This is a genomic window from Bacillus sp. ChL18, assembly GCF_026241425.1.
Lineage (GTDB): Bacteria > Bacillota > Bacilli > Bacillales > Bacillaceae > Bacillus > Bacillus velezensis.
Genome location: NZ_JAPHWE010000001.1, coordinates 336,310 through 358,372, shown reverse-complemented (window position 1 = coordinate 358,372; position 22,063 = coordinate 336,310). Strand labels below are relative to the sequence as shown.

The window sequence follows — 22,063 nt, the reverse complement described above, 5'->3', positions numbered from 1 at the left end:
CCTCCGTTTTGGCCCTTCGTGTCCGTTAGTTCATATAAAAATGTTTCAGCTGGCGTTCTTTCGCTTCATTATAAAACTCTTCGACCTGCTGTTCTCGTTCATACTCTTCCGCACTTTTAAAACGCTTTGAAATGGTCAGTGTTAAAAAGAAAAGATTAATGGTCATTATCGCTCACCCCCTTTCAATATCCGCACAAGCGAAAATAACCCGCAGCAAAGTTCATATGCGCTGCGGGCAGACTAAATCCGCAGACAAAAGAAGACGGTGCTTCTTTCCCTGCGGGGAGCTGCGAATGTCCTGATACTCCGAAATTAACGTGCTTGACGGGCAGAGGTTAAGGAAGGACACGAACTCTTCCACAGGCTGAATCGGTTCAATTGTAGATTTTGATTGCCGTTTAACGTCGTCATGTGATTCAACCTCCCTTTGCTTTTTTCTTACTTTGTAAGTATATCCACCAACTTCCATTTTGTAAACATTTTTTTCAAGATTTGGACGGAAAATGTGCTGGCATTCCGCTTCAATTGTCCGTGTTTTCCGGCATCTTTCTTACCTCAGGAAACTCTTTTCATCCCTTGCTTTTTCTGATCTTTTTTTGAATATGCAATAAAATAAATAAGACCGACAAACACTGCCCCGCCGATGACATTCCCGATAAAGGCCGGAATGAGATTGCCAATCAGATCACCCCACGAAAAAGAACCTGCAAAAATCGCAGCCGGGATGATAAACATATTGGCTACAACGTGCTGAAAACCAATTGCGACAAACGCCATAATCGGAAACCATATACCCGCGATTTTTCCGGCTCCGTCTTCCGCGCCGAAAGAAAGCCAGACGGCCAAACAGACAAGCCAGTTACAGCCGATCGCCGAAACAATGACTTTTCCAAACGGCATATCCAATTTGCCTTGTGCGACCGCAATCGTTTTTTCCAAGTAAGGTCCTGTTTCGGTTAATCCGACAACATGTCCGAAAAAGTAAGCGACAAACAGTGCGCCGACAAGATTCATCAACGTCACGATCACCCAATTTTTCACTAATGCACCGGCGGATATTCTTCTGGAAAACAGCGCCATGGATACCGACATCATATTTCCCGTAATCAGCTCCGCGCCGGCAAGAACGACGAGCACCAATCCGATGGGAAACACGGACGCTCCGATTAAACTCGACAGGCTTCCCCATTCTTTCGGAAGGTCGCCGATGACACGGATATCAAGCAAATAACCGAGTGCGATAAACGCTCCTCCCAAAAATCCTAATACAATCAGTGCTGAAAGCGGTGAATGCACCTTTTTTACCCCTGATTCGACCGCAAGCTCCGCTATTTCGTCCGGTTTACGAAAAGCCATAATAACCCCTCCATTTATCATTTCAGCCCGCAGTTTCCAAAGACGCCTAACAAAAAAGGCAGCATTCAACTAACCCGTCTGAAAAAACGGGGTTTGAATGCTGCCTAACTTGTATGCATACCCATACAACAATATCAAGCAGAATGAAAATATGCGGTATAGAATATGTACAGATCATGCACACATTCCATAAAAAATCGTCCTTAGGCCACTGCTGGCAGTTCATATCATATCAAATGTGACAATTTCGTGTCAATTGAATATTGTCAGCTTTTGATTTCTTCTTTATGCTCTTCAATTGAGCGGTCAAAGACAAACACCGATACGGCAATATTTTCCTCTATTTTAATATCTGAAAACAGATGCACCAGCTTTGCTCCGATGAGCTCTTCCATTCCGTCAGGCGTTTGTTTTGAATACAGCTCCTGAATTAAGCTGGTTCGCGCCGCATGAACCATTTCTCTTCCTTCAGGCGTGCGTGCGATAAACTGCTCACTTGCGCTTAGATTTCCGTAAAGTGTAGATACCGCCATGTTATCCACAAAAACGGTGTGAATTCGTTCAGGCCCCTTTCCAAATAATTCTTTGCGCAATTTCCGGATAATATCGTTAAATTCATGAATTTTTTTAGACATATTGTCCCCTCCGATTTTAGCCTATGAAAGACATTCCCGGTTCCCCTTTGTGACATTTCACCTGGTTAAAGTTTTCCTTTCGTATTGTATTATAATAAATATCACCTTATAATAAAAGCAGTGAAGATGGATTTGTAATAGGAAACGTGTTATGAGTCTATCGTTTTATACAAATAGGATTGGTCTGTTAGTAAGACTTGCTAGTGAACTATTCCGCCATGCGTATTTATACCGTTCTCCGGACAGGAGGCCGGTATCTATGTGCATGGCTTTTTTTCGAGTTTAAAAGATGGAGGGGAATTGGAAGTGACAGACGTTCAGTCTATCCGTGTCACAATTGACGGCACGGAGTATGAAGCACCAGAGGGGTCTAAGATTTTAGATATTTTAAACCAAAACGGAATTGAGATTCCGCAAATATGCCATGTACCGGAAGTGGATCCGATTCAAACATGTGACACCTGTATTGTTGAAGTAAACGGGAAATTGCAGCGCTCTTGTTCCACGGCTGCAGAAAACGGGATGTCCATCTCGCTTACGTCGGGAAGGGTAAAAGAGGCTCAGACAGAGGCCATGGACCGCCTGCTCGAGAATCACCTGCTTTACTGTACGGTATGCGATAACAACAACGGCAACTGCACACTGCATAATACAGCGGAAATGATGGGAATTGAGCATCAGAAATATCCGTATACGCCGAAGGATGATTCAAAGTGCGCGGTTGATATGTCTCACCCGTTTTACCGCTATGATCCGAACCAATGCATCGCCTGCGGCCAATGTGTGGAAGTGTGTCAAAACCTTCAGGTGAATGAGACCCTTTCAATTGATTGGCAGCGCGACCGCCCGCGGGTCATTTGGGATGAAGGCGTCGCCATTAATGAATCATCCTGCGTCAGCTGCGGCCAGTGTGTCACTGTCTGCCCTTGTAACGCACTGATGGAAAAATCAATGCTCGGCCAAGCCGGATTTATGACAGGAATAAAAGAAGATGTCATGGAACCGATGATTGATTTAGTAAAAAATGTTGAACCCGACTATACAAGCATCTTCGCCGTGTCAGAAGTGGAAGCGGCTATGCGCGATAAACGGACGAAAAAAACAAAAACAGTCTGCACGTTCTGCGGCGTCGGATGCTCTTTTGAAGTATGGACAAAAGGACGTGACATCCTTAAAATTCAGCCTGTTTCCGATGCTCCGGTTAACGCGATTTCCACTTGTGTGAAAGGGAAATTCGGCTGGGACTTCGTGAATTCGGAAGAACGGATTACAAAACCGCTTATCCGGAAAAACGGCGCATTTGTTGAATCGTCATGGGAAGAAGCTCTTGATCTTGTCGCTTCAAGACTCGGTTCGATCAAGGCCGAACACGGAAATGGTTCTGTCGGCTTTATTTCTTCTTCTAAAATTACGAATGAAGACAACTATGTCATTCAAAAATTGGCGCGCCAAGTATTTGAAACCAACAACGTGGATAACTGCTCACGCTACTGCCAGTCACCGGCAACGGACGGCTTATTCCGCACCGTCGGAATGGGCGGTGACGCCGGCACAATTAAAGATATCGCAAAAGCGGGCCTCGTGCTCATCGTCGGCGCCAATCCGGCGGAAGGACATCCGGTTCTGGCCACACGCGTGAAACGCGCCCATAAACTGCACGGCCAAAAACTGATTGTTGCCGATCTGCGCAGAAATGAAATGGCTGAACGGTCCGACCTCTTTATCAGCCCGAAACAAGGGACTGACCAGGTCTGGCTCATGGCAGTAACGAAATATATGATTGACCAAGGCTGGCACGATCAAGCGTTTATTGATGAAAATGTCAACTACTTTGATGATTATAAAGAAACGCTGGAAAAATACACATTGGAATATGCGGAGCGCATCACCGGACTTTCTCAGGATACGATCATCCGTATTGCCGAAATGATTCGTGATGCTGACGGCACTTGTGTTCTTTGGGGCATGGGCGTTACTCAAAATACAGGCGGCTCTGATACATCAGCGGCGATTTCCAACCTGCTGCTTGCCACAGGAAACTACCGCCGTCCGGGCGCCGGAGCCTATCCGCTGCGGGGACATAACAACGTTCAAGGCGCTTGCGATATGGGAACTCTTCCAGGCTGGCTTCCGGGGTATCAGCATATTACCGATGATGCGGCACGCGCTAAATTCGAAAAAGCTTACGGTGTTGAAATTGACGGCAAGCCGGGTCTTGATAATATCGAAATGCTCCATGCGATTGAAGAAGGAAACATGAAAGCCATGTATCTCGTCGGTGAAGATATGGCGCTCGTCGATTCAAACGCCAACCATGTTCATGACATTTTATCCAGCCTTGATTTCTTTGTTGTGCAGGATATTTTCCTTTCAAGAACGGCGCAATACGCGGATGTCATCCTGCCTGCGGTTCCATCTCTTGAAAAAGACGGAACATTTACAAACACAGAGCGGCGTGTGCAAAGGTTGTATCAGGCGCTTCCGACACTCGGCGATGCAAAACCCGACTGGTGGATTATTCAGGAAGTCGCCAATCGTTTAGGCGCTGGTTGGAATTACACGCATCCCAGCGACATTTTCTCAGAAATGGCGAGCCTTTCTCCGCTGTTCGGAAAAGCAAGCTACGACGTCCTTAGCGGCTGGAACAGCTTCCTGTGGGGAAGCTTTACGGGAGAAAGCACTCCGCTTCTTTATGAAGACGGCTTTAACTTCCCGGACAAAAAAGCCCGTTTTGCGCTGAGCGATTGGGTGGAGCCTGCTGTATTCCCTGAAGAATATGACCTGCATATTAACAACGGACGGATGCTTGAACATTTCCACGAAGGAAACATGACAAACAAGTCAAAAGGCATTCAGTCTAAAGTTCCGGATGTATTTGTTGAAGTATCGCCGGAGCTCGCGGCTGAACGCGGAATTTGCGACGGAACAATGATCCGGCTCGTCTCTCCTTTTGGAGCGGTTAAATTGAACGCGCTTGTGACAGACCGTGTCCGCGCAAATGAGCTTTATCTGCCGATGAACTCTACAGATAAAGATTCTGCGATTAATTTCCTGACCGGGCCTGCGTATGATTCACGGACACATACACCTGCCTATAAGCAGACAAAAGTCCGCATGGAAGTGCTCGGTTCCTGTGATACTCCGCCGCTTCCGAAAACGAATCCGCGGAACAAAAAACGTCATCCGCAAAACGGTGTGGAAGCTCAGCGAAAATGGAACCGTCCGGGCTATGTGCACTTAACTGATTAAGGAAAGGAGGAAACATTATGGCAAGCCCAATTACTGAAATTCAAAAAGAAACGAAAACAGAGGAACAGCTGAAAGCTGAAAAACTGGAAGAGCTGAAGACGCTTCTCGCAGAAAATGAAGAAGCCGTCGCGAAAACGATGTCCATCATGGCAGAGCTGAATAGCTTGGGCATTTTTGATGCCGCCGGCTATATGCTCCAGGCAAAAGAGGAGATTGCCAAAATTGCACTCGGACAGATTTCCCGGGAACCTGTCACCAATCTCCTGAATACGATGATGGCCGCGGGAGGCGCGCTGTCAAAAGCTGATCCCGAATTTATGGGCAGACTTTTAGAAAGCGCCATGGCCGGGACGGATCAGGCGCAAAGATTTTTAAAAGAGGACAGGAAAGTCAGTATGTTTGAACTGATGAAAGCCGTCGGTGATCCTGATATTAACCGCGCGCTCGGCTTCGGGCTGCAGTTTTTAAAAGGAATGGGAAAAGAATTACGTGAAACCCCGTCTGAATAAGAAATGAAAAAGCCATTGTCAAAAGACAATGGCTTTTTTTTATTCTTCGGCCTCTTCCAGCCTCTTTTTATAAATAAGTGAACGGTCAACGCAGAAATAAGCGCCCGCTAAAAATACACAATCCGTTACAAACATCAGCATTTTCTGGCCCGCAGTCAGCCCTTGTCCGGGAAGAACCGCGCCGATATAAATGAAGGTGCTGACTGCAAGCAGAATAAATGCGTAATGCTTAAAATCTTCTATTAATGATTTCAGTCTTTTCTTCTCCATATAAGGTCACCTGCCAGTTTTATAGTCTACCAACATTATAATACAAGCTGACAGCCGACAGAGAATGTAAATCTATCCATTCTTTATAAAAGTGAATCAAGCGCCTGTTTCACATCCGCCGTTAAATCTTCAGTATCCTCAATACCGACTGAGATCCGTACGAGCCCGTCGGTAATGCCAAGCGCAAGCCGGCGGTCGCGCGGGATCGAAGCGTGCGTCATTCTGGACGGCACGGAGATTAAGCTTTCAACCGCTCCTAAACTTTCCGCGATCGTAAACAGGTTCAATTTTTCTAAAAACGCGTCGACGCGTTCGCTGCTGCCGACATCAAAGGAAATCATTCCGCCGAAACCGGAGCTTTGCGCTTTTGTCAGCTCATGGCCCGGATGTTTCGCTGATCCCGGATAATAGAGCGTTTGAACGGCATCATGCGCTTCAAGCAGCTCGGCGATTTTCCCGGCGCTGTGATTGATGGCATCCATTCTGAGTCCCAGTGTTTTAATGCCTCTCATTAAGAGCCATGAATCCTGCGGTCCTAAAACGCCGCCTGTTGAGTTTTGCACGTAATGAAGCTTTTCACCGAGCTCTTTATCAGCCGTGACGACTAAGCCGCCGACGACATCGCTGTGGCCGCCGAGATATTTTGTCGCGCTGTGCAGCACGATGTCCGCGCCGAAGCTGAGCGGCTGCTGGAAATACGGCGTGTAAAACGTATTATCGACGATAAGCAATACGCCCGCTTCTTTTGCGATGTCAGACATCAGTTTGAGGTCAGTCACTTTCAATAGCGGGTTTGTCGGTGTTTCGATATAAATGGCTTTCGTATTCGGACGGATGGCTTTCTGGACTTTTTCTTTGCTGCTCGTATCGACAAAGTCCGCTTCAATGCCGAAGCGGTTCAGCACGCCTGTCATCACGCGGTAAGTGCCGCCGTATACATCATCCGTCAAAATAACATGATCGCCGCTGTCAAACAGCATCATGACGGCAGTAATCGCAGCCATGCCTGAGCCGAACGCATATCCTGCCGCACCGCCTTCAAGCTCCACAATTAAGCTTTCAAGCGCCGTCCGCGTCGGATTGGCCGTTCTTGAATATTCATAACCCGTGTGCTCGCCCGCTTTCAGCTGCCGGTACGTGCTTACTTGATAAATCGGTACGGAAACCGCTCCTGTTTTTTCATCTCCCGTAATTCCTCCGTGCACCATCAGCGTTTTTTTCTTCATTTTACTGACCTCCTTGAAAAATGTTTTTGCTTATATATCGATCGCTGCCATCAGGGAAAATAGTGACGATATTTGATCCGGCGGGCGCTTTTTTCGCTTCTTCTAGCGCTGCATAAAGAGCCGCCCCTGAAGAGCTTCCGATTAAGAGGCCTTCTTTCTCGGCCGCTTCTCTGACAAGCGAAAACGCCGTATCGTCTTCCACCGTGTAAATGGCGTCAAAATGGTTCTCGTCCATATAATCCGGGATAAACTCCATGCCGATGCCTTCCGTTTTATGGGCATGCGGCTCTCCTCCGTTCAGGATCGAGCCTTCCGGTTCAACGATCACCGTTTTGACGGCAGGATTTTTCTCCTTTAAATAAGCTGCCGTACCAGCAAAGGTGCCGCCGGAACCCGCTCCTGCGACAAAAGCGTGGATATCCCCGCCGAGCGCGTTCCATATTTCGGGCCCGATCGTTTTATAGTAAGTCAATGGATTTACTCGGTTTTTAAATTGCAGAACGGCATAAGAATTATTAATCTCTCTCTCCAGTTCAAGCGCTTTTCGAATGGCTCCCTGCATGCCTTCTTCTCTCGGCGTATGCACGATGTCCGCTCCGAGAGCTTTCATAATTTGCTGCTTTTCTCTGCTGAAATGCTCCGGGACGCAAAAAACGGCGCGAAGCTGATGCTTTCTGGCGCACAGAGCGAGTCCGATCCCGGTGTTTCCGGCAGTCGCCTCAATGATAACGCCGCCCGGTTTCACCTTTCCCGTGCGAAGCGCATCTTCAATGAGCATCCCGCCCAGCCTGTCTTTAATGCTTCCGCCCGGATTCATCATCTCAAGCTTAGCATAAACCGCTGTTCCCTCCGGTATATCAAAATGCTTGAGACGGAGCAGCGGTGTATTTCCGATCAGTTCTGTAATATCTGTTATCACGTTCAATATATGTCCTCCTCCTGGAAAAGCGGAGGAGAACGAGAATCCCCCGCTTAGTGAATTCGTTTGATGACATTCAGGACAAGCTCAGTTGAATGAACGGCAGCCTGTTCTAAAAATTTATCAAATGAAACGTCAGATTCTTTTCCGGCAATATCAGATAAAGCTCTGATGACAACAAAAGGCGTTTTGAACTGGTGGCACACCTGTGCGACAGCCGCAGCTTCCATCTCAACCGCGTACAAATCCGCAAATTTGGCGCGTACGTCTTCAACCCGCTTCGGATCATTCATAAAAGAATCTCCCGTAGCGATTGTGCCTTTGGCGACTTGAATGCCGTTCAGTTCAGAAACCGCTTCCTCAGTAATGCTGATCAGCTTTTCATCAGCTTTGTATGCTGCCGGAAGACCCGGCACCTGTCCGTATTCATAGTCAAACGCCGTCACATCCACGTCATGATGGCGGACATCTGTTGAGATGACGACGTCGCCTACATTCAATGTATGATGAAAACCGCCCGCTGAGCCTGTGTTAATCACATAATCAGGTTTGAAACGGTCAAGCAGAAGCGTCGTGCTGATCGCCGCGTTGACTTTCCCGATACCTGATTTCAGCAAGATGACTTCGATGCCTTCATAGCTGCCAGTTGTAAACTCACAGTGAGCGATTATCTCTTGTTTTGCGTCTTTTAGTTTGCTTCTTAAAATCGTAACTTCCTCTTCCATTGCTCCGATGACTGCCAGTTTCATTTATACACAATCCCTTCGATTTACCGTTTAATCGCCTCCATTATCCAGACAAAGTCATTTTGCTGCGTAAACCGCGCGGCAAATCCCTCTTCTGAAAAGATGTTTTTCATTGTCGCGAGTGTCGGATAATGTTCCGTCTTTAAATCGTCCGCTAATTGATGATAGCCGTTTCGGCTTGCTTTTTGAATGGCTTCATCATAAGCTTCATGATCTTTAAAGACTGTATCGGCAAACACTATTTTATCATGCTTCTGAAGGATTGCGCCATACTGCTTTACAGCCGTTCGCTTTTCTTCATCGGTTAAATGATGAAAGGCGTACGAGCTGACGATGGTATCTATTTGAAAAGGCGGAGCGGGAAACTCCAGAAAATCTCCGTCACTGAACACGGCTTTGTCAGAAAGCTTGTCAGCCGCCAGTTTTCTCATTGACGGAGACGGTTCTACACCAAACACCTTTTTGTTCGCGGCGGCTAATTTCGCCGTTAAATTCCCCGTTCCCGGTCCGAACTCTAAAACGTTTGAACCCGAAAGTGCGACAATGCTGTCAAGAATGTTGTCATATCCTTTAAAAACAGCAGCATATTGTCTGTCAGCCCCGTGCACTGTGGCGTCATAAGTCGCTGCCCAATCTTCAAATAAAGGAATAAATTCACGGCCCATATTTTTCACTCTCCATAATTTATAATTCCTATAAGTATAGTATGGATTAATCGTGGAACAGTTCCTATCCTATCACAAAAAAGAATGGAAGGGTACTAAAATACTTTGGGATTATTGCGCAATTACGGCAGAAAGGCTTATACTTTCATTGACTCAGAAGAAAAATCAGGAGGATCTGTACTGATGAATTTTCAATTGGATTTAATCAAAGATAAAGTAGAATTTTTCGAAGCGGCATCTTTGCAGGAGCTTGAAAAGAAAATAAACGTTCAGATTGAAAACAACCAGGCGATTATGCTTCGCGTCCGTTCCGTATCCCATCAGGTGACGGCCGTTGACGGCAGAGTCCTTTACAGCGCGTCGGTGCATTTTTCAGCTGACGTATGACAGAAAAAAGCAGCTGAATAATCAGCTGCTTTTTTGCGGTTATTTTAAGGTTTCTACTTTTGTCGGCTTCCAGCCTTTTTTGTCTTTCCAAGTGATGGTGACCTGATACTTTTTGCCGTTCGTTTTGTCTAAAACTTTACCCTTCGCATCTTGCGGACTTCCATTGTTTCCGAGCCACAGCACTGTCATGTGATCTTTTGACACGCCCGTTGCGTAAGAGATGGCGTCAAGCATTTCGGCCCAGTCTTCAGAGCTTGAGTCATACGTCGCCGCATGTTCTCCCGTCTGCTTTGTGCCGACCGCTTTCCATTTTGGGTTAACAATTGTTTTCTCGACATCGCTTGATGAACCGCCCTCTGTTATTTTTGCGCCTTTAAAAGGATCGCTTGAATCAGAGTCTTTTTTGCTGCTGTCATCACTTTTCGATGAATCATCGTCTTTTTTGCTGTCAGAGTCTGAAGATGAATCAGATGTGTCCTTATCCTGTTTATCTTTTTTGTCATCGTCTGATGCCGTATCTTTTTTGCTGTCTTTTATGTCTTCATCCGATGTCTGCTTCGTCTTGCCTGATGCAGGTGTTTCCTGCTTCTGGCTCGTGTCCGCTTTTTCGCTCACGTCGCCCGACGGACTGTTGATGAAGAGGCTGACGGCAACGACGACAATAAGAATAGATACGATAGCAATTAAAATGTTAAGCACCATATTTGCTTTTCTGCGCTTATCACGGTTTTCAAAACGAGATTGTTTATTGCTCAATCATTCTGCACTCCTTTATCCCTCTTGCTCAGCATATATTTTAACATGGGCTGAGCGGTTGTTCTATGTCTGATTTATTTCATTTTCATGTACCTTTTTAACAATATCATAAAACACTGTATTTGTCAGAGCCTTATCCCCCGGCGTGTCCATGTGCAGCACCACGAGAGCGTATTTCGGCTTGTCCGCGGGAAAGTATCCCGCAAACCATTTGTGGTAAAGCGTCTGTTTTTCTTTTGTGAACATTCCCGTCTGGGCCGTTCCCGATTTGCCTGCTATCTCATACGGCAGATCCTGAAACCTTCGGCCGGTTCCTTTCGGTGAGGTGACGACTTCTCTGAGAATTTTTTGAAGCTGCTGCGCCGTATATTTGTCGATGTTTTCCCCTTTTAACGGCTGATCTTTGAATGACGCCATCGTCGTTTTGTTTTTGTATTCAATTTTGTCCGCGATTTTGACTTGTTTTTTTTCACCGCCGCGCGCAATCGCCGCCATCATATTGGCGACTTCAAGAGGCGTGACTTTCACGTTTTTTTGCCCGATCGCCGTCTGTGCGACGGCTTTTTTTACGGTTTTGTCTTTGTCATCTCCCCAAATGACCCCGCTTTTTTCATTATACAGCTGCCTGAATCCGTCTTCCCGGTACAGCTTGCCTTCCCAGCCCGCCCGCTGGGTGAGACCGAGTTTTTCCGCCATGTTTTCAATAACGGAATCATCTTTTTTGATCAATTTTTCCGCAAGACTTGTAAACGTATAATTGCAGCTTTGGGCAAAGCTTTCTCCAAAACTGAGCGTGCCTTTGTCATCCCCCGGCTCTCCGTACAGGTTGAGATTGCAGTTAAAGGATGTGCCCGGCTTCACTTCGTTTTGTTCTATTGCGGCTGCGGCGATCACCGTTTTAAATACTGATCCCGGATAAATCGGCGTCAGCATGTAATTTTGCAGTGTCTGCTGCTTTGACATGTCGGCGTCAGGCTTTGATACCATTCCGAGCACACTGCTTTTTTCAATGTCTAAAAGGACGGCTCCCCCCTTTTTTAACCCGCGGTCTTTCAATACATCTTCCATTGCTTTTTGAATATTGCGGTCGATGGAGGTTTTGACTTGCAGCGGATAAAACGCGTTTGCTTCAGCCGTATATTTGACGTCCATTCCGAATAAAGGGTTTCCCCTTCCGTCGACATGATACAAAAGTTTTGTGTCCTGATCCGCCAGTAAAAACTCATCAAACGTCCGCTCCATCCCGCTTGTCCCGATTTTTGCCGTGATCGGCAGTTCCTTCCTGCCGGGGTATTTCTTTTTCAAAAGCTCAGGATCCTGGTTTGTCGCGCCCAACAAATGAGCGGCTATGTTTGTTTCTTTGCTGTCTTTCATATATACGCCGTAAATGCCGGGATATTTCAAAGAATTGATATTTGACACGGATTGTTTCGTCAAATGTTTTATTTTTCTGCTGTTCAGGATCACCGGTTTTTTTGCTTCCGTGAGCAGCTGCCTGAGCTCCCCCTGTTTCATTCCGAGAATGTCTGATACCCGGTCAACCGGCCAATCCTGCGTCACGAGAAAGGGAAACAGTATGACCGCAGGCTGCTTTTTTCCGGTCAGTTCTTTGCCGTTCCGATCAAGAAAAGAGCCGCGTCCGTCTGAAATAAGGACTTCTTCCGTCCGCTGCTTGACGCTCTCCTGAATCAGATTAATATTGGATTTTGAAAAAGATTCTGTGAAAAACAGCTGAATTTCAGCCAGCCTCGCAAGCAGAAAGAAAAACACGAGCAGAAAACAAATCATGGCCGCTTTCAGCCTTTTTGATACGATCATAAAAAAACACCTCATCCACATTTTGGACGAGGTGTTTCATTGTTAAACAGATCTTATGAAATTTTCACAATTTTCACTAGCATTTCTCCGCCCGGCGTCTGAACTGTCACTTCTTCGTCCACTTTTCTGCCGAGCAGGCTTTTGGCGATTGGCGAGTCGTTTGAAATTTTCCCTTCAAACGGATCAGCTTCAGCGCTTCCGACAATCGTGTAAGATTCTTCTTCACCGTCCGGCAATTCGATAAATGATACGGTTTTTCCCAAACCGACTACATTTGAACCGCCGTCGTCCTCGATGATTTTCGCATTGCGGATCATGTTTTCAAGCGTCGTGATGCGCCCTTCCACAAATGCCTGTTCTTCTTTTGCAGAATCATACTCAGAGTTCTCTGACAGATCTCCGAAGCTTCTTGCGATTTTAATGCGTTCTACTACTTCTTTACGTTTAACCGTTTTCAATTGCTCTAATTCTTGTTCAAGTTTTTGTTTTCCTTCGTGAGTCATCGGAAAAACTTTTTCTTGTGCCATGTTCCTTCACTCCTTACAATAACGTGTGATTATGTATGAGAGCATAAACGAAAAAATCAAGAATGAGAACACAGGGCAGTCCTCGTTCTTCTCTCCCATATAGGTACTGTTTATCTTAAACTGAATATGTGTTTTCTGCAAATGTTTCGGTTTATAAACAGGGAAAGAAGGGAACTGTCTCATTCCCTTCCAGCCTATACATAATATGGTCTGAGTTATTTATGTCTATGCTATGGTATTACAAAATTGCATTTTGTTCAAGGATCGTTTGAATCTTCGTGACCATCAGATCAATCGCGACGTGGTTTTGCCCGCCTTCCGGAATAATGATGTCCGCGTAGCGTTTCGTCGGTTCAACAAACTGATTGTGCATCGGTCTGACGACGGACACATACTGCTCAATGACAGAATCGATTGAACGGCCTCTTTCGTTAATATCTCTCATAATCCGTCTGATGATACGGAGATCCGCGTCCGTGTCGACATAAAGTTTCATATCCATGAGGTCGCGAAGCCTTTTATCTTCGAGAACGAGAATGCCTTCCAGAATAATGACATCTTTCGGCTCAACCGGAATGGTTTCCTCAGAACGCGTATGCAGTTTATAATCATAAATCGGCTTTTCTATCGGCCGGTAATTCAAAAGTTCTTGAATATGCTCGATTAAATAGTCATTATCAAATGCGAGCGGGTGATCATAGTTTGTGTTCAGCCTTTCTTCAAACGGAAGATGGCTTTGGTCTTTATAATAAAGGTCTTGCTGGATCATTAAAATCGAGTGTCCTTTAAACTGTTCATAGATGGAACGGGTGACGCTTGTTTTTCCTGATCCGGAACCTCCTGCGATGCCTATAACTACAGGACTCTTACCCATTGGTGATTACTTCCCCTTTCTCATCATGTTGCTCGGATAAATCTTTTTGTCTACTTTAAATGTAACGATTTGCAGGGGATGGCGGGCAGCATCAAGCTCGTTTCCGTCTTCGTCCCAAATAGTGCCGATTGTGAATGTGAAATTGTCGATTTCAGGACCGAAAAATTCCACTTCGTCACCTTGTTTAAAGAAATTGCGCTGCTGGAGCGTCACCATTTGAGTTTCCTCGTTATACGCGAGCACGAGACCGGCAAAATCAAATGTTGTTTTCTTTCCGTGTTCACCGAACATCTGCTCTTCATACCCGGGCGTGCCTTCAAAGAAAGCAGGCGCGGTATCCCGGTTTGCACATTTGTCCAGCTCATCCAGCCATTCTTTTTGAATGACAAAGTTTTCAGGATCAGCGCAGTATGCGTCGATGACTTTGCGATACACGCTGACAACCGTCGCAACGTAATGAATTGATTTCATCCGGCCTTCAATTTTCAGGCTGTCGATGCCCATCTCGATCATTTGCGGAATGGATTCAATCAATTTTAAATCTTTCGGGCTCATCGCAAACGGAGCGTCTTCTTCGCCATAGAGCGCGACCGCGTTTGCACCGTCTGTCTGATACAGGTCATAATCCCAGCGGCAGGACTGACAGCAGCCGCCGCGGTTGGAATCCCGGGCTGTCATGTGATTGCTCAGCACGCATCGGCCTGAATAAGCGATACACATGGCGCCGTGGATAAAGGTTTCAATTTCAATATCCACCTTTTCCTTCATTTCTTTAATTTCCAGTCCGCTCGTTTCACGGGCAAGCACCACGCGGTCAAGCCCTTCTTCTTTCCAGAACTGCACCGCTTTCCAGTTGGAAAGGGACTGCTGTGTGCTGAGGTGAATTTCTACGTCCGGGGCCACTCTCCGGCATGTTTCAATAATCAGAGGATCAGCGACGATAATTCCGGCAACTTTTGCGTCTCCCAACGCTTTTAAGTATTCTTCCAGACCGTCCATATTTTCATTATGGGCGAAAATGTTTGTTGTCACATATATTTTTGCCCCGTATTTTTTGGCAAATTCTACGCCCTCTGCGATTTCTTCTATTGAGAAGTTATCCGCATTTGAGCGGAGTCCGTATTCCTGTCCTCCGATAAAAACCGCGTCCGCTCCGTAATGAACGGCAATTTTTAATTTTTCAAGGTTTCCTGCCGGAGCAAGGAGTTCAGGTTTTTTCGTAATGACGCGTTTTCCGTTTACGACTTTGGAAATGGTTTGATTTACGGCTGTCATCCGTTGCACCCTCCTTTTTAATAGACCGTTTCTTTAAAGAAGAATCCTGTGTCGATGCTTCTGTTCACAGGCTGAATGCTTTCAATCCGCTCTATCCAGCTCTCTTTTTTCTCTTCGTATGTCTCTCGGCTTTCGAAGCACAAATCGATTGCTTCTCTGTACATGCGGGTCACTTCAGTTAAGTATTCAGGAGACTTCAAAACTCCGTCGATTTTAAAAGAATCGATGCCGGCGTCCATCAGGTCCTCTAATTCATCAATCATGCACACATCGTTCGGGCTCATGATGTGCGTGCCGTTTTCATCTTCAAAAATCGGGTATTTATTGCCCCGTTCCTTGTCATGCAGAAACATCCCCGCTTCTTTTTTCTTCTGTTCGATGTCCATGACTTTACCCTGGTATTCGAAGTAATGGCCCACTAAAGAACGCTTCGATTGGAACATGCACGTCATGCCGTGGATTTGAATTTCAATTTCCACTTCGGCGTTTTCTTTTATGTCAATGATGCTGTCCATATTTAATTCCTTAGCCAGCACTGCCCGCCGTGCGCCTTTGCGTCCCCAGTAATTGCAGGAATAGTAGTTGGTTCCCGTTGTTTCCGTGCTCCAGTGCAGTTTAAGCTCGGGAGCCGCTTCACGCGCCGCCATTAAAACGGCCGGATCACCGAAAACAGCCGCATCAACGCCGGCCTCCTGCAAAAAGGCAAGATAGCCGTTCAGCTCGTCCACTTTTTCGTTGTGAAAAATAGCATTGACGGCGGCATACACTTTCGCGCCTTCCTGATGAGCTGTCTTTACGGCTTCTTTTATATCTTCTCTTGAAAATTCACCGGCCAGTCTCAGGCCGTATCTCTGTTCTCCGACTAACAGGGCCGTTGCGCCCGCTTGAATGAGCGGAAGAATATCCTGTACAGAAGTCGGAGTCACCAAAAGTTCAGGTTTTTTCATGATCCTTCACCTCTTCTTTTTACTGATGGCGATGCCGTCTCCGACCGGCAGTATGACCGTTTGATAGTCAGGCCGGTCCATCAGCCATTGGTTATATTGATCAATTTTTTCAACAAGCTTCCGTCTTCTTTTCGGCTCAATGTCCGAGTGATTTTGTGCCACCAGCCCTTTAAACAGAACATTGTCCGTAAAAATGACTCCATCCGGCGCAAGCATCGGTTCATAGAGCTCAAAAAAGTTCGTGTACTTGCCTTTGGCCGCGTCGATAAAAATGGCATCATAAGGAGCCGTGACACGGACAGACTCAGAAAGTTCCAGCGCATCCCCGTGCATTACGTGAATCCGGTTTTCCATTTCAAAGTCTTTTATATTGTTCACAGCTTCTTCATAGCGTTTGTCGTCCCGTTCAATCGTGTAAATATTCGCATCCGGAAGCTCAAGCGCCATCCGTATGGCGGAATATCCGATTGCCGCGCCGATTTCCAAAATGTTTTTCGCCTGTTGAATCGACAGCATTTGAAGCAGCACTTCAATGCCCGCTTCTTCCATAATCGGAACATGGTGCTCTTTTGCATAGGCTTCAAGCTTTTTCACTTTATCAGGCCGAGGCTTCAGCATCGCGTTTATATACTCGTTTATTTGTTCATACCGATCATTCACGGCAAACAGCCTCCGTTCTAAAAAGGAGTGCCCCTGACGAATCCGCGGGGACACTCTCTTAAGACACTTCTTTATCCATAAGTAAACAACCCGATATATTTTATCATAAAACCTTTCAGAATGGAATAAAAGGAGAGCTTTTGCCCTCCTTTTATTCGCTGTCTTTTTTGGAAATATACTTTTCCTTCGCTTTATTATGGTCTTTTAATGTTTTGGTGAAAACGACCTCGCCGTTTGATTTTGCAAGGAAATAAAGATAATCCGTTTTGTCAGGGCGGAGAGCCGCTTCCCATGATGAATCACCGGCATTTGCAATCGGTCCCGGCGGCAGCCCCTTATGTTTATACGTATTAAACGGAGAATCAATTTTCAGGTCTTTGTAGTAGACCCGGCTTTTATGCTTACCGGCCGCATATAATACCGTCGGGTCAGTCTGCAGCGGCATTTTTTCTTCGAGCCTGTTGTAAAAAACGCTGGCGATTTTGTGACGGTCGGCTTTGGCGGTGGCTTCTTCTTCAATAAGTGATGCCATCGTCAGAGCGTTATGGACGGAAAGTTTCTTTTTTTCCAGTTCAGATTTATACGTTTCGATACGGGTGTTTGTTTCCTGAATCATTGCCGTCAAAATCGTGTCAAGCGATGCATCCGGATCATTAAACGGATATGTGGCCGGATACAGATAGCCTTCGAGCGGATGCTTGAGCTTCTTGTTTGAAAGTGCGTCCGTTATCGTATCAGGAAACTGTTTTTTCAGTTTGCCGATGAATGTTTTGTCATCCAGTTTCGCCATGATCTCTTCTTTTGAATATGATGTTTCTTTTGCGATCGCATCCGCAATCTGTGTAAGCTGTTTTCCTTCAGGAACGGAGATCTGAAAGGCATATCCCGTTGATCCCGCGGTCAGTTTTTTGATAATCGTATCCGCATCCATTCCTTTATTCAGGTGGTAAAATCCCGCCTGAAACCCGGAAGCGCCTTTATACTTCACATACAGCTGAAATGCTTTTTTGCTTTTGATGACATGCTGATCCTCAAGAATTTCAGCGATTGCCGAAACGGAAGAACCGCTCGGAATATTAATATTGACTGCCGTTTTGCTGCCTTTGTCAACCGGGGACAGCAGAGATTTCCCATAGAAAAAAGCACCGCAAATGATGATAAGCAGAGCGATCACGGAGGACAGTATTATCGTCGTTTTTTTGTTTTTACGCGGAAATGAATTTTTAGTCTGATTGATATTCATACAAGTATTTTCCTCCCAACAGCTCTTATACTACATGATTCATGTGCATTCGGCAATTTATTACAAAAAAAAGCCGAAGCGCATATGCGCTCCGGCTTTTTCCGTTCATTTTATTCTTCGTCTTCTTCCGCTAAAAACGTGTTCAGCGTTTCTTCGATCATTTCCCACTCTTCATCGGTTTCAATCGGCATCAGTTCGCCGTCTTCACCGTTTTCGTTCGGTTCGAAACTTGAAGCGTGAATTTCGATTTCATCATCGTCTTGAGCATCAATCGGATAATAAAGTACGTAAGATTTGTTGAATGTGTCGTTTTCAAATGTGAACAGCACTTCGCAAAGCTGTTCGTTGCCTTGATCATCGACAATTGTAATGTGTTTTTCGCCGTGTTCCATTTCTTTCACCTCTTAGTTTAAACTGTCCAGATATCCTTGAAGGATCATGACAGCCGCCATTTTATCAATGACTTTTTTTCGTTTTTGCCTGCTGACGTCAGCCGCGATCAGCATTTTTTCAGCCGCCATCGTCGTCAGACGCTCGTCCCACAGCACAACAGGGACATTGTACGCTGTTTCAAGCAGTTTCGCAAATGTTTGGCTGGCTTCGCCTCTCGGACCGATCGTCCCGTTCATGTTTTTCGGAAAACCGAGCACGATCTTCTCTACATTATAGTCTTTCATCAGCTCGGATAAACGGTCCAGACCGTAATCTCCTTCAGCCTCGTTTATTTTTATCGTCTCAATGCCCTGAGCGGTCCAGCCCATTTCATCGCTTAAAGCTACGCCGAGTGTTTTCGTTCCAAGATCAAGTCCCAATATTCTCATGAATGTATTTACGCCTCTTTATGCTGTTCTAGATAGGATTTTACCAATTCCTCAATTAATTCGTCACGTTCCAGTTTGCGAATTAAGTTCCGGGCGTCGCGATGCCTAGGAATGTATGCAGGATCTCCAGACAGCAAGTATCCGACAATCTGGTTGATAGGATTGTACCCCTTTTCCTGAAGCGCATCATATACCGTATTCAGCACTTCTTCGACGTTTGTTTCAGCAGAATCATCGGAGAAATTAAATTTCATCGTTTTATCAAACGAGCTCACCGTTTTGCACCTCTTTCCCAAATTCGCAGGCAAAGTTCAGCCTGAGGTCCTCATCTTATCATCATTCTACACTAGTTGAAAGGATTATAAAACGGATTTTATCCAATCTTCCGCAGATGCGAGCGCCTCTTCCAATTTTTCAGGCTGCTTTCCGCCGGCCTGCGCCATGTCCGGACGGCCTCCGCCTCCGCCTCCGCAGACTTCAGCCGCTTGTTTGACCATTTTGCCGGCGTGAAGGCCTTTTTCGATCAGGTCTTTCGTCACGCCTGCTGAAAGGTTGACTTTCTCGTTTTGCACGGCGCCGAGAATGATGACCGCAGAACCGAGCTTCGCTTTCAGATCATCCACCATAGTGCGAAGGTGGTTCATGTCTTTCGCATTTACTTTTTCAGCCAGCACTTTTACGCCGCCGATGTCTTTTACTTTAGACAGAATGGCTCCGGCTTCCACATTGCCGAGTTTGCTGAGCAATGATTCATTTTCTCTTTGCGCTTCCTTCAGCTCCGCTTGAAGAGACTGAATTCGCTTCGGTACGTCTTTTACGTTTGATTTCAGCTCGTCCGCAGCGTGCTGCAGAAGGCTGAGCTGGCTGTTCATTTCCTGATAAGCGCCTTTTCCTGTTACGGCTTCGATTCTTCGCGTACCTGCGCCGATCCCTGATTCGGATACGATTTTAAACAGACCGATTTCTGCCGTATTCGTGACATGGCATCCGCCGCAAAGCTCAAGGCTGTAATCTCCGACTTGTACGACGCGGACGATATCGCCGTATTTCTCGCCGAACAGGGCCATTGCGCCCATTTCTTTCGCTTCATTGATCGGTTTCAAATCAATCGCTACCGGAATGCTCTCCCAGATTTTTTCGTTGACGATTCCTTCAATGCGTTCAAGTTCTTCTTTCGTCACTTGACCGAAATGAGAGAAGTCAAAACGCAGACGGTTTTCGGTAACGAGTGAACCCGCTTGGTTGACATGTGTGCCGAGAACGTCTTTCAGCGCCTGGTGCAGAAGGTGGGTTGCCGTATGGTTTTTCACCACGCCGCTTCTCATTTGATCTTCCACTTCAGCCGTCACGCTTGCGCCTTTTTGAATCGTGCCGCTATCCACCGTGCCTTCGTGTACATGCTGACCGTTCGGAGCTTTTTTCACGTCTTTAATGGTTACGACAGCCTGCTCGCTTCTCAGCACTCCTCTGTCACCGATCTGTCCGCCGCTTTCAGCATAGAAAGGCGTTTTGTCAAGTAGGATTTGAACGGTATCCCCTTCATGCGCCTCGCTGATTAATTGCCCGTCATGAAGAAGCTCGATCACCTTCGCTTCAGCTTTTACGGCACTGTAGCCGACAAATGTGCTTTCTGCGGTAATGTCGCGCAATGCGCCGCCCTGCACCTGCATGCTTCCTACATCTTGGCGCGCATTTCTCGCCCGTTCACGCTGTTTTTCCATTTCGGCTTCAAAGCCTTTATGGTCAACTTTCATTTGCTCATCTTCCGCGTATTCCTCCGTTAATTCAACCGGGAATCCGTACGTATCGTACAGTTTGAATACGTCTTTTCCGGAGATGATGCCGCTGCCTTTTTCCTTCTCTTTCTTTATCACGTCGGATAAAATGGCCAGACCTTCGTTTAATGTTTCGTGGAAGCGCTCTTCCTCCGTTTTGATGACTTTGGCGATAAACTCTTGCTTTTCTTTCACCTCCGGATAGAAAGCGTCCATAATTCCCGCAACAGTCGGTACCAGCTCATACATAAACGGACGGCTGATACCGATGGTTTTCGCGTATCGCACAGCCCGGCGCAAGAGGCGTCTCAGTACATACCCGCGCCCTTCATTTGACGGCAGAGCTCCGTCGCTTACCGCAAATGCGACCGTTCTGATATGATCGGCGATCACTTTAAAGGCCGTATCCTTCACTGCATCCTTTCCGTAAGCATCTCCGGAAATGCGCTCTGTTGCTTCAATAATCGGCATAAACAAATCAGTGTCAAAGTTTGTCGGGACATCCTGAATCACGGAGACCATCCGTTCAAGCCCCATGCCCGTATCAATGTTTTTCTTCGGAAGCGGTGTGTACGTGCCGTCCGGGTTGTGGTTGAACTCTGAGAATACCAGGTTCCACACTTCAAGATAGCGGTCATTTTCGCCCCCCGGATACAATTCAGAATCTGACGGGTCATTGCCGTATTTCTCGCCGCGGTCATAGAAAATTTCCGTATTCGGTCCGCTCGGGCCCTCGCCGATATCCCAGAAGTTCCCTTCCAGACGGATGATTCTTTCTTCCGGAACGCCGATTTTTTCCGCCCATAGCGTATAAGCTTCTTCATCCTCAGGGTGAACCGTTACAGACAGCAGCTCCGGATCAAAGCCGATCCACTTTTCGCTCGTTAAAAACTCCCATGCCCACGTGATGGCTTCTTCTTTAAAATAATCACCGATGGAAAAGTTTCCGAGCATCTCAAAGAACGTGTGGTGGCGCGCCGTTTTCCCCACATTTTCAATATCATTTGTACGGATTGATTTTTGCGCGTTTACAATTCTCGGATTCTCCGGCACAACGCGGCCGTCAAAGTATTTTTTCAGCGTCGCAACGCCGCTGTTGATCCATAATAAAGACGGATCTTCATGCGGAACCAATGAGGCGCTCGGTTCAACGGCATGGCCTTTTTCTTTAAAGAAATCTAAATACATTTGACGCACTTCAGCAGAAGTTAAGTGTTTCATCTATATTCCTCCTTATCACTACCCGAAATTCTCTTTTGCGACAGCAAAAAAGCTCTCTCCCTATGCAAACCATGCGTTCACACAGGGACGAGAGCTGTCTCGCGGTACCACCCTGATTACAGGCCGAAAAAGGCCTGTCACCTTTCATCCCGTAACGCAGGACTGCGGCAGCCTTTAACTGCAC

At 46.4% G+C, this 22,063-nt stretch carries 23 protein-coding genes and 1 other annotated feature (1 of these 24 cut by a window edge); of the genes, 3 read left to right on the top strand and 20 right to left on the bottom strand.

Annotation, left to right across the window (positions count from 1 at the left end):
• Window positions 1-25: 25 nt before the first annotated feature.
• From OQ477_RS01935 to OQ477_RS01925, 3 genes are all read right to left on the bottom strand, one after another.
• Window positions 26-166: a YrzI family small protein gene (locus OQ477_RS01935; protein ID WP_003152787.1), complete on the bottom strand. Its 141-nt coding sequence runs from the start codon at window positions 164-166 to the stop codon at window positions 26-28.
• 389 nt (window positions 167-555) lie between these two features.
• Window positions 556-1,356: a formate/nitrite transporter family protein gene (locus OQ477_RS01930; protein WP_007408225.1), complete on the bottom strand. Its 801-nt coding sequence runs from the start codon at window positions 1,354-1,356 to the stop codon at window positions 556-558.
• Between the two features lie 266 nt (window positions 1,357-1,622).
• The gene (locus OQ477_RS01925) at window positions 1,623-1,991 is read right to left on the bottom strand and encodes a DUF2294 domain-containing protein (RefSeq protein WP_007408224.1); all 369 of its coding nucleotides are present in this window, start codon (window positions 1,989-1,991) and stop codon (window positions 1,623-1,625) included.
• A gap of 306 nt (window positions 1,992-2,297) precedes the next feature.
• Between OQ477_RS01925 and fdhF the strand changes: the two genes are divergently transcribed.
• Both fdhF and OQ477_RS01915 read left to right on the top strand, forming a co-directional pair.
• Entirely contained in the window at window positions 2,298-5,240 is a 2,943-nt protein-coding gene (gene fdhF, locus OQ477_RS01920) for a formate dehydrogenase subunit alpha (protein ID WP_265971214.1), read from the top strand.
• Between the two features lie 17 nt (window positions 5,241-5,257).
• Window positions 5,258-5,749: a DUF1641 domain-containing protein gene (locus OQ477_RS01915; protein ID WP_007612765.1), complete on the top strand. Its 492-nt coding sequence runs from the start codon at window positions 5,258-5,260 to the stop codon at window positions 5,747-5,749.
• Between the two features lie 39 nt (window positions 5,750-5,788).
• On the opposite strand, the gene OQ477_RS01910 is transcribed toward OQ477_RS01915, so the two are convergent.
• The 5 genes from OQ477_RS01910 to OQ477_RS01890 all read right to left on the bottom strand — a co-directional run bounded on the left by OQ477_RS01910 (window position 5,789) and on the right by OQ477_RS01890 (window position 9,575).
• Window positions 5,789-6,019 (bottom strand): YrhC family protein, encoded by a 231-nt coding sequence (locus OQ477_RS01910; protein WP_007408222.1) that lies wholly within the window; start codon window positions 6,017-6,019, stop codon window positions 5,789-5,791.
• 83 nt (window positions 6,020-6,102) lie between these two features.
• Entirely contained in the window at window positions 6,103-7,245 is a 1,143-nt protein-coding gene (locus OQ477_RS01905; RefSeq protein WP_265971212.1) for a bifunctional cystathionine gamma-lyase/homocysteine desulfhydrase, read from the bottom strand.
• Window position 7,246: 1 nt separating this feature from the next.
• Window positions 7,247-8,170 (bottom strand): O-acetylserine dependent cystathionine beta-synthase, encoded by a 924-nt coding sequence (locus tag OQ477_RS01900; RefSeq protein ID WP_015387961.1) that lies wholly within the window; start codon window positions 8,168-8,170, stop codon window positions 7,247-7,249.
• A gap of 47 nt (window positions 8,171-8,217) precedes the next feature.
• Window positions 8,218-8,913: a 5'-methylthioadenosine/S-adenosylhomocysteine nucleosidase gene (mtnN, locus tag OQ477_RS01895; RefSeq protein WP_265971210.1), complete on the bottom strand. Its 696-nt coding sequence runs from the start codon at window positions 8,911-8,913 to the stop codon at window positions 8,218-8,220.
• A 20-nt stretch (window positions 8,914-8,933) separates the two neighbouring features.
• A complete protein-coding gene (locus OQ477_RS01890) occupies window positions 8,934-9,575 on the bottom strand; it encodes a class I SAM-dependent methyltransferase (protein WP_088461162.1) in 642 nt (213 codons plus the stop codon).
• Window positions 9,576-9,758: 183 nt separating this feature from the next.
• Between OQ477_RS01890 and OQ477_RS01885 the strand changes: the two genes are divergently transcribed.
• On the top strand, window positions 9,759-9,962 hold the full coding sequence (locus OQ477_RS01885) for a YrzA family protein (RefSeq protein ID WP_265971206.1): 204 nt from the start codon (window positions 9,759-9,761) through the stop codon (window positions 9,960-9,962).
• Between the two features lie 39 nt (window positions 9,963-10,001).
• On the opposite strand, the gene OQ477_RS01880 is transcribed toward OQ477_RS01885, so the two are convergent.
• The 12 genes from OQ477_RS01880 to alaS all read right to left on the bottom strand — a co-directional run bounded on the left by OQ477_RS01880 (window position 10,002) and on the right by alaS (window position 21,879).
• Window positions 10,002-10,718 carry a YrrS family protein gene (locus OQ477_RS01880; protein ID WP_014418462.1) on the bottom strand — a complete coding sequence of 239 codons (717 nt, stop codon included), beginning with the start codon at window positions 10,716-10,718 and terminating at the stop codon, window positions 10,002-10,004.
• Window positions 10,719-10,781: 63 nt separating this feature from the next.
• Window positions 10,782-12,536: a peptidoglycan D,D-transpeptidase FtsI family protein gene (locus OQ477_RS01875; RefSeq protein WP_265971205.1), complete on the bottom strand. Its 1,755-nt coding sequence runs from the start codon at window positions 12,534-12,536 to the stop codon at window positions 10,782-10,784.
• A 53-nt stretch (window positions 12,537-12,589) separates the two neighbouring features.
• Complete coding sequence (gene greA / locus OQ477_RS01870) at window positions 12,590-13,063, bottom strand: transcription elongation factor GreA (protein ID WP_003152766.1); 474 nt, start codon at window positions 13,061-13,063, stop codon at window positions 12,590-12,592.
• A 238-nt stretch (window positions 13,064-13,301) separates the two neighbouring features.
• Window positions 13,302-13,937, bottom strand: coding sequence for a uridine kinase (udk, locus tag OQ477_RS01865; protein WP_003152763.1), 636 nt, complete (start codon window positions 13,935-13,937; stop codon window positions 13,302-13,304).
• A gap of 6 nt (window positions 13,938-13,943) precedes the next feature.
• Window positions 13,944-15,212 (bottom strand): peptidase U32 family protein, encoded by a 1,269-nt coding sequence (locus OQ477_RS01860; RefSeq protein WP_007612788.1) that lies wholly within the window; start codon window positions 15,210-15,212, stop codon window positions 13,944-13,946.
• 17 nt (window positions 15,213-15,229) lie between these two features.
• Complete coding sequence (locus tag OQ477_RS01855; protein ID WP_007408214.1) at window positions 15,230-16,159, bottom strand: peptidase U32 family protein; 930 nt, start codon at window positions 16,157-16,159, stop codon at window positions 15,230-15,232.
• 6 nt (window positions 16,160-16,165) lie between these two features.
• Complete coding sequence (locus OQ477_RS01850; protein ID WP_265971201.1) at window positions 16,166-16,819, bottom strand: O-methyltransferase; 654 nt, start codon at window positions 16,817-16,819, stop codon at window positions 16,166-16,168.
• 151 nt (window positions 16,820-16,970) lie between these two features.
• Complete coding sequence (mltG, locus tag OQ477_RS01845; RefSeq protein WP_265971199.1) at window positions 16,971-18,062, bottom strand: endolytic transglycosylase MltG; 1,092 nt, start codon at window positions 18,060-18,062, stop codon at window positions 16,971-16,973.
• 110 nt (window positions 18,063-18,172) lie between these two features.
• Window positions 18,173-18,454 (bottom strand): DUF1292 domain-containing protein, encoded by a 282-nt coding sequence (locus tag OQ477_RS01840; protein WP_003152751.1) that lies wholly within the window; start codon window positions 18,452-18,454, stop codon window positions 18,173-18,175.
• A gap of 12 nt (window positions 18,455-18,466) precedes the next feature.
• A complete protein-coding gene (gene ruvX / locus OQ477_RS01835; protein ID WP_003152750.1) occupies window positions 18,467-18,883 on the bottom strand; it encodes a Holliday junction resolvase RuvX in 417 nt (138 codons plus the stop codon).
• Between the two features lie 8 nt (window positions 18,884-18,891).
• The gene (locus tag OQ477_RS01830; protein ID WP_012118070.1) at window positions 18,892-19,158 is read right to left on the bottom strand and encodes an IreB family regulatory phosphoprotein; all 267 of its coding nucleotides are present in this window, start codon (window positions 19,156-19,158) and stop codon (window positions 18,892-18,894) included.
• Between the two features lie 84 nt (window positions 19,159-19,242).
• On the bottom strand, window positions 19,243-21,879 hold the full coding sequence (alaS, locus tag OQ477_RS01825) for an alanine--tRNA ligase (protein ID WP_265971198.1): 2,637 nt from the start codon (window positions 21,877-21,879) through the stop codon (window positions 19,243-19,245).
• A gap of 80 nt (window positions 21,880-21,959) precedes the next feature.
• Window positions 21,960-22,063: a binding site (T-box leader), on the bottom strand (it continues 104 nt past the right edge of the window).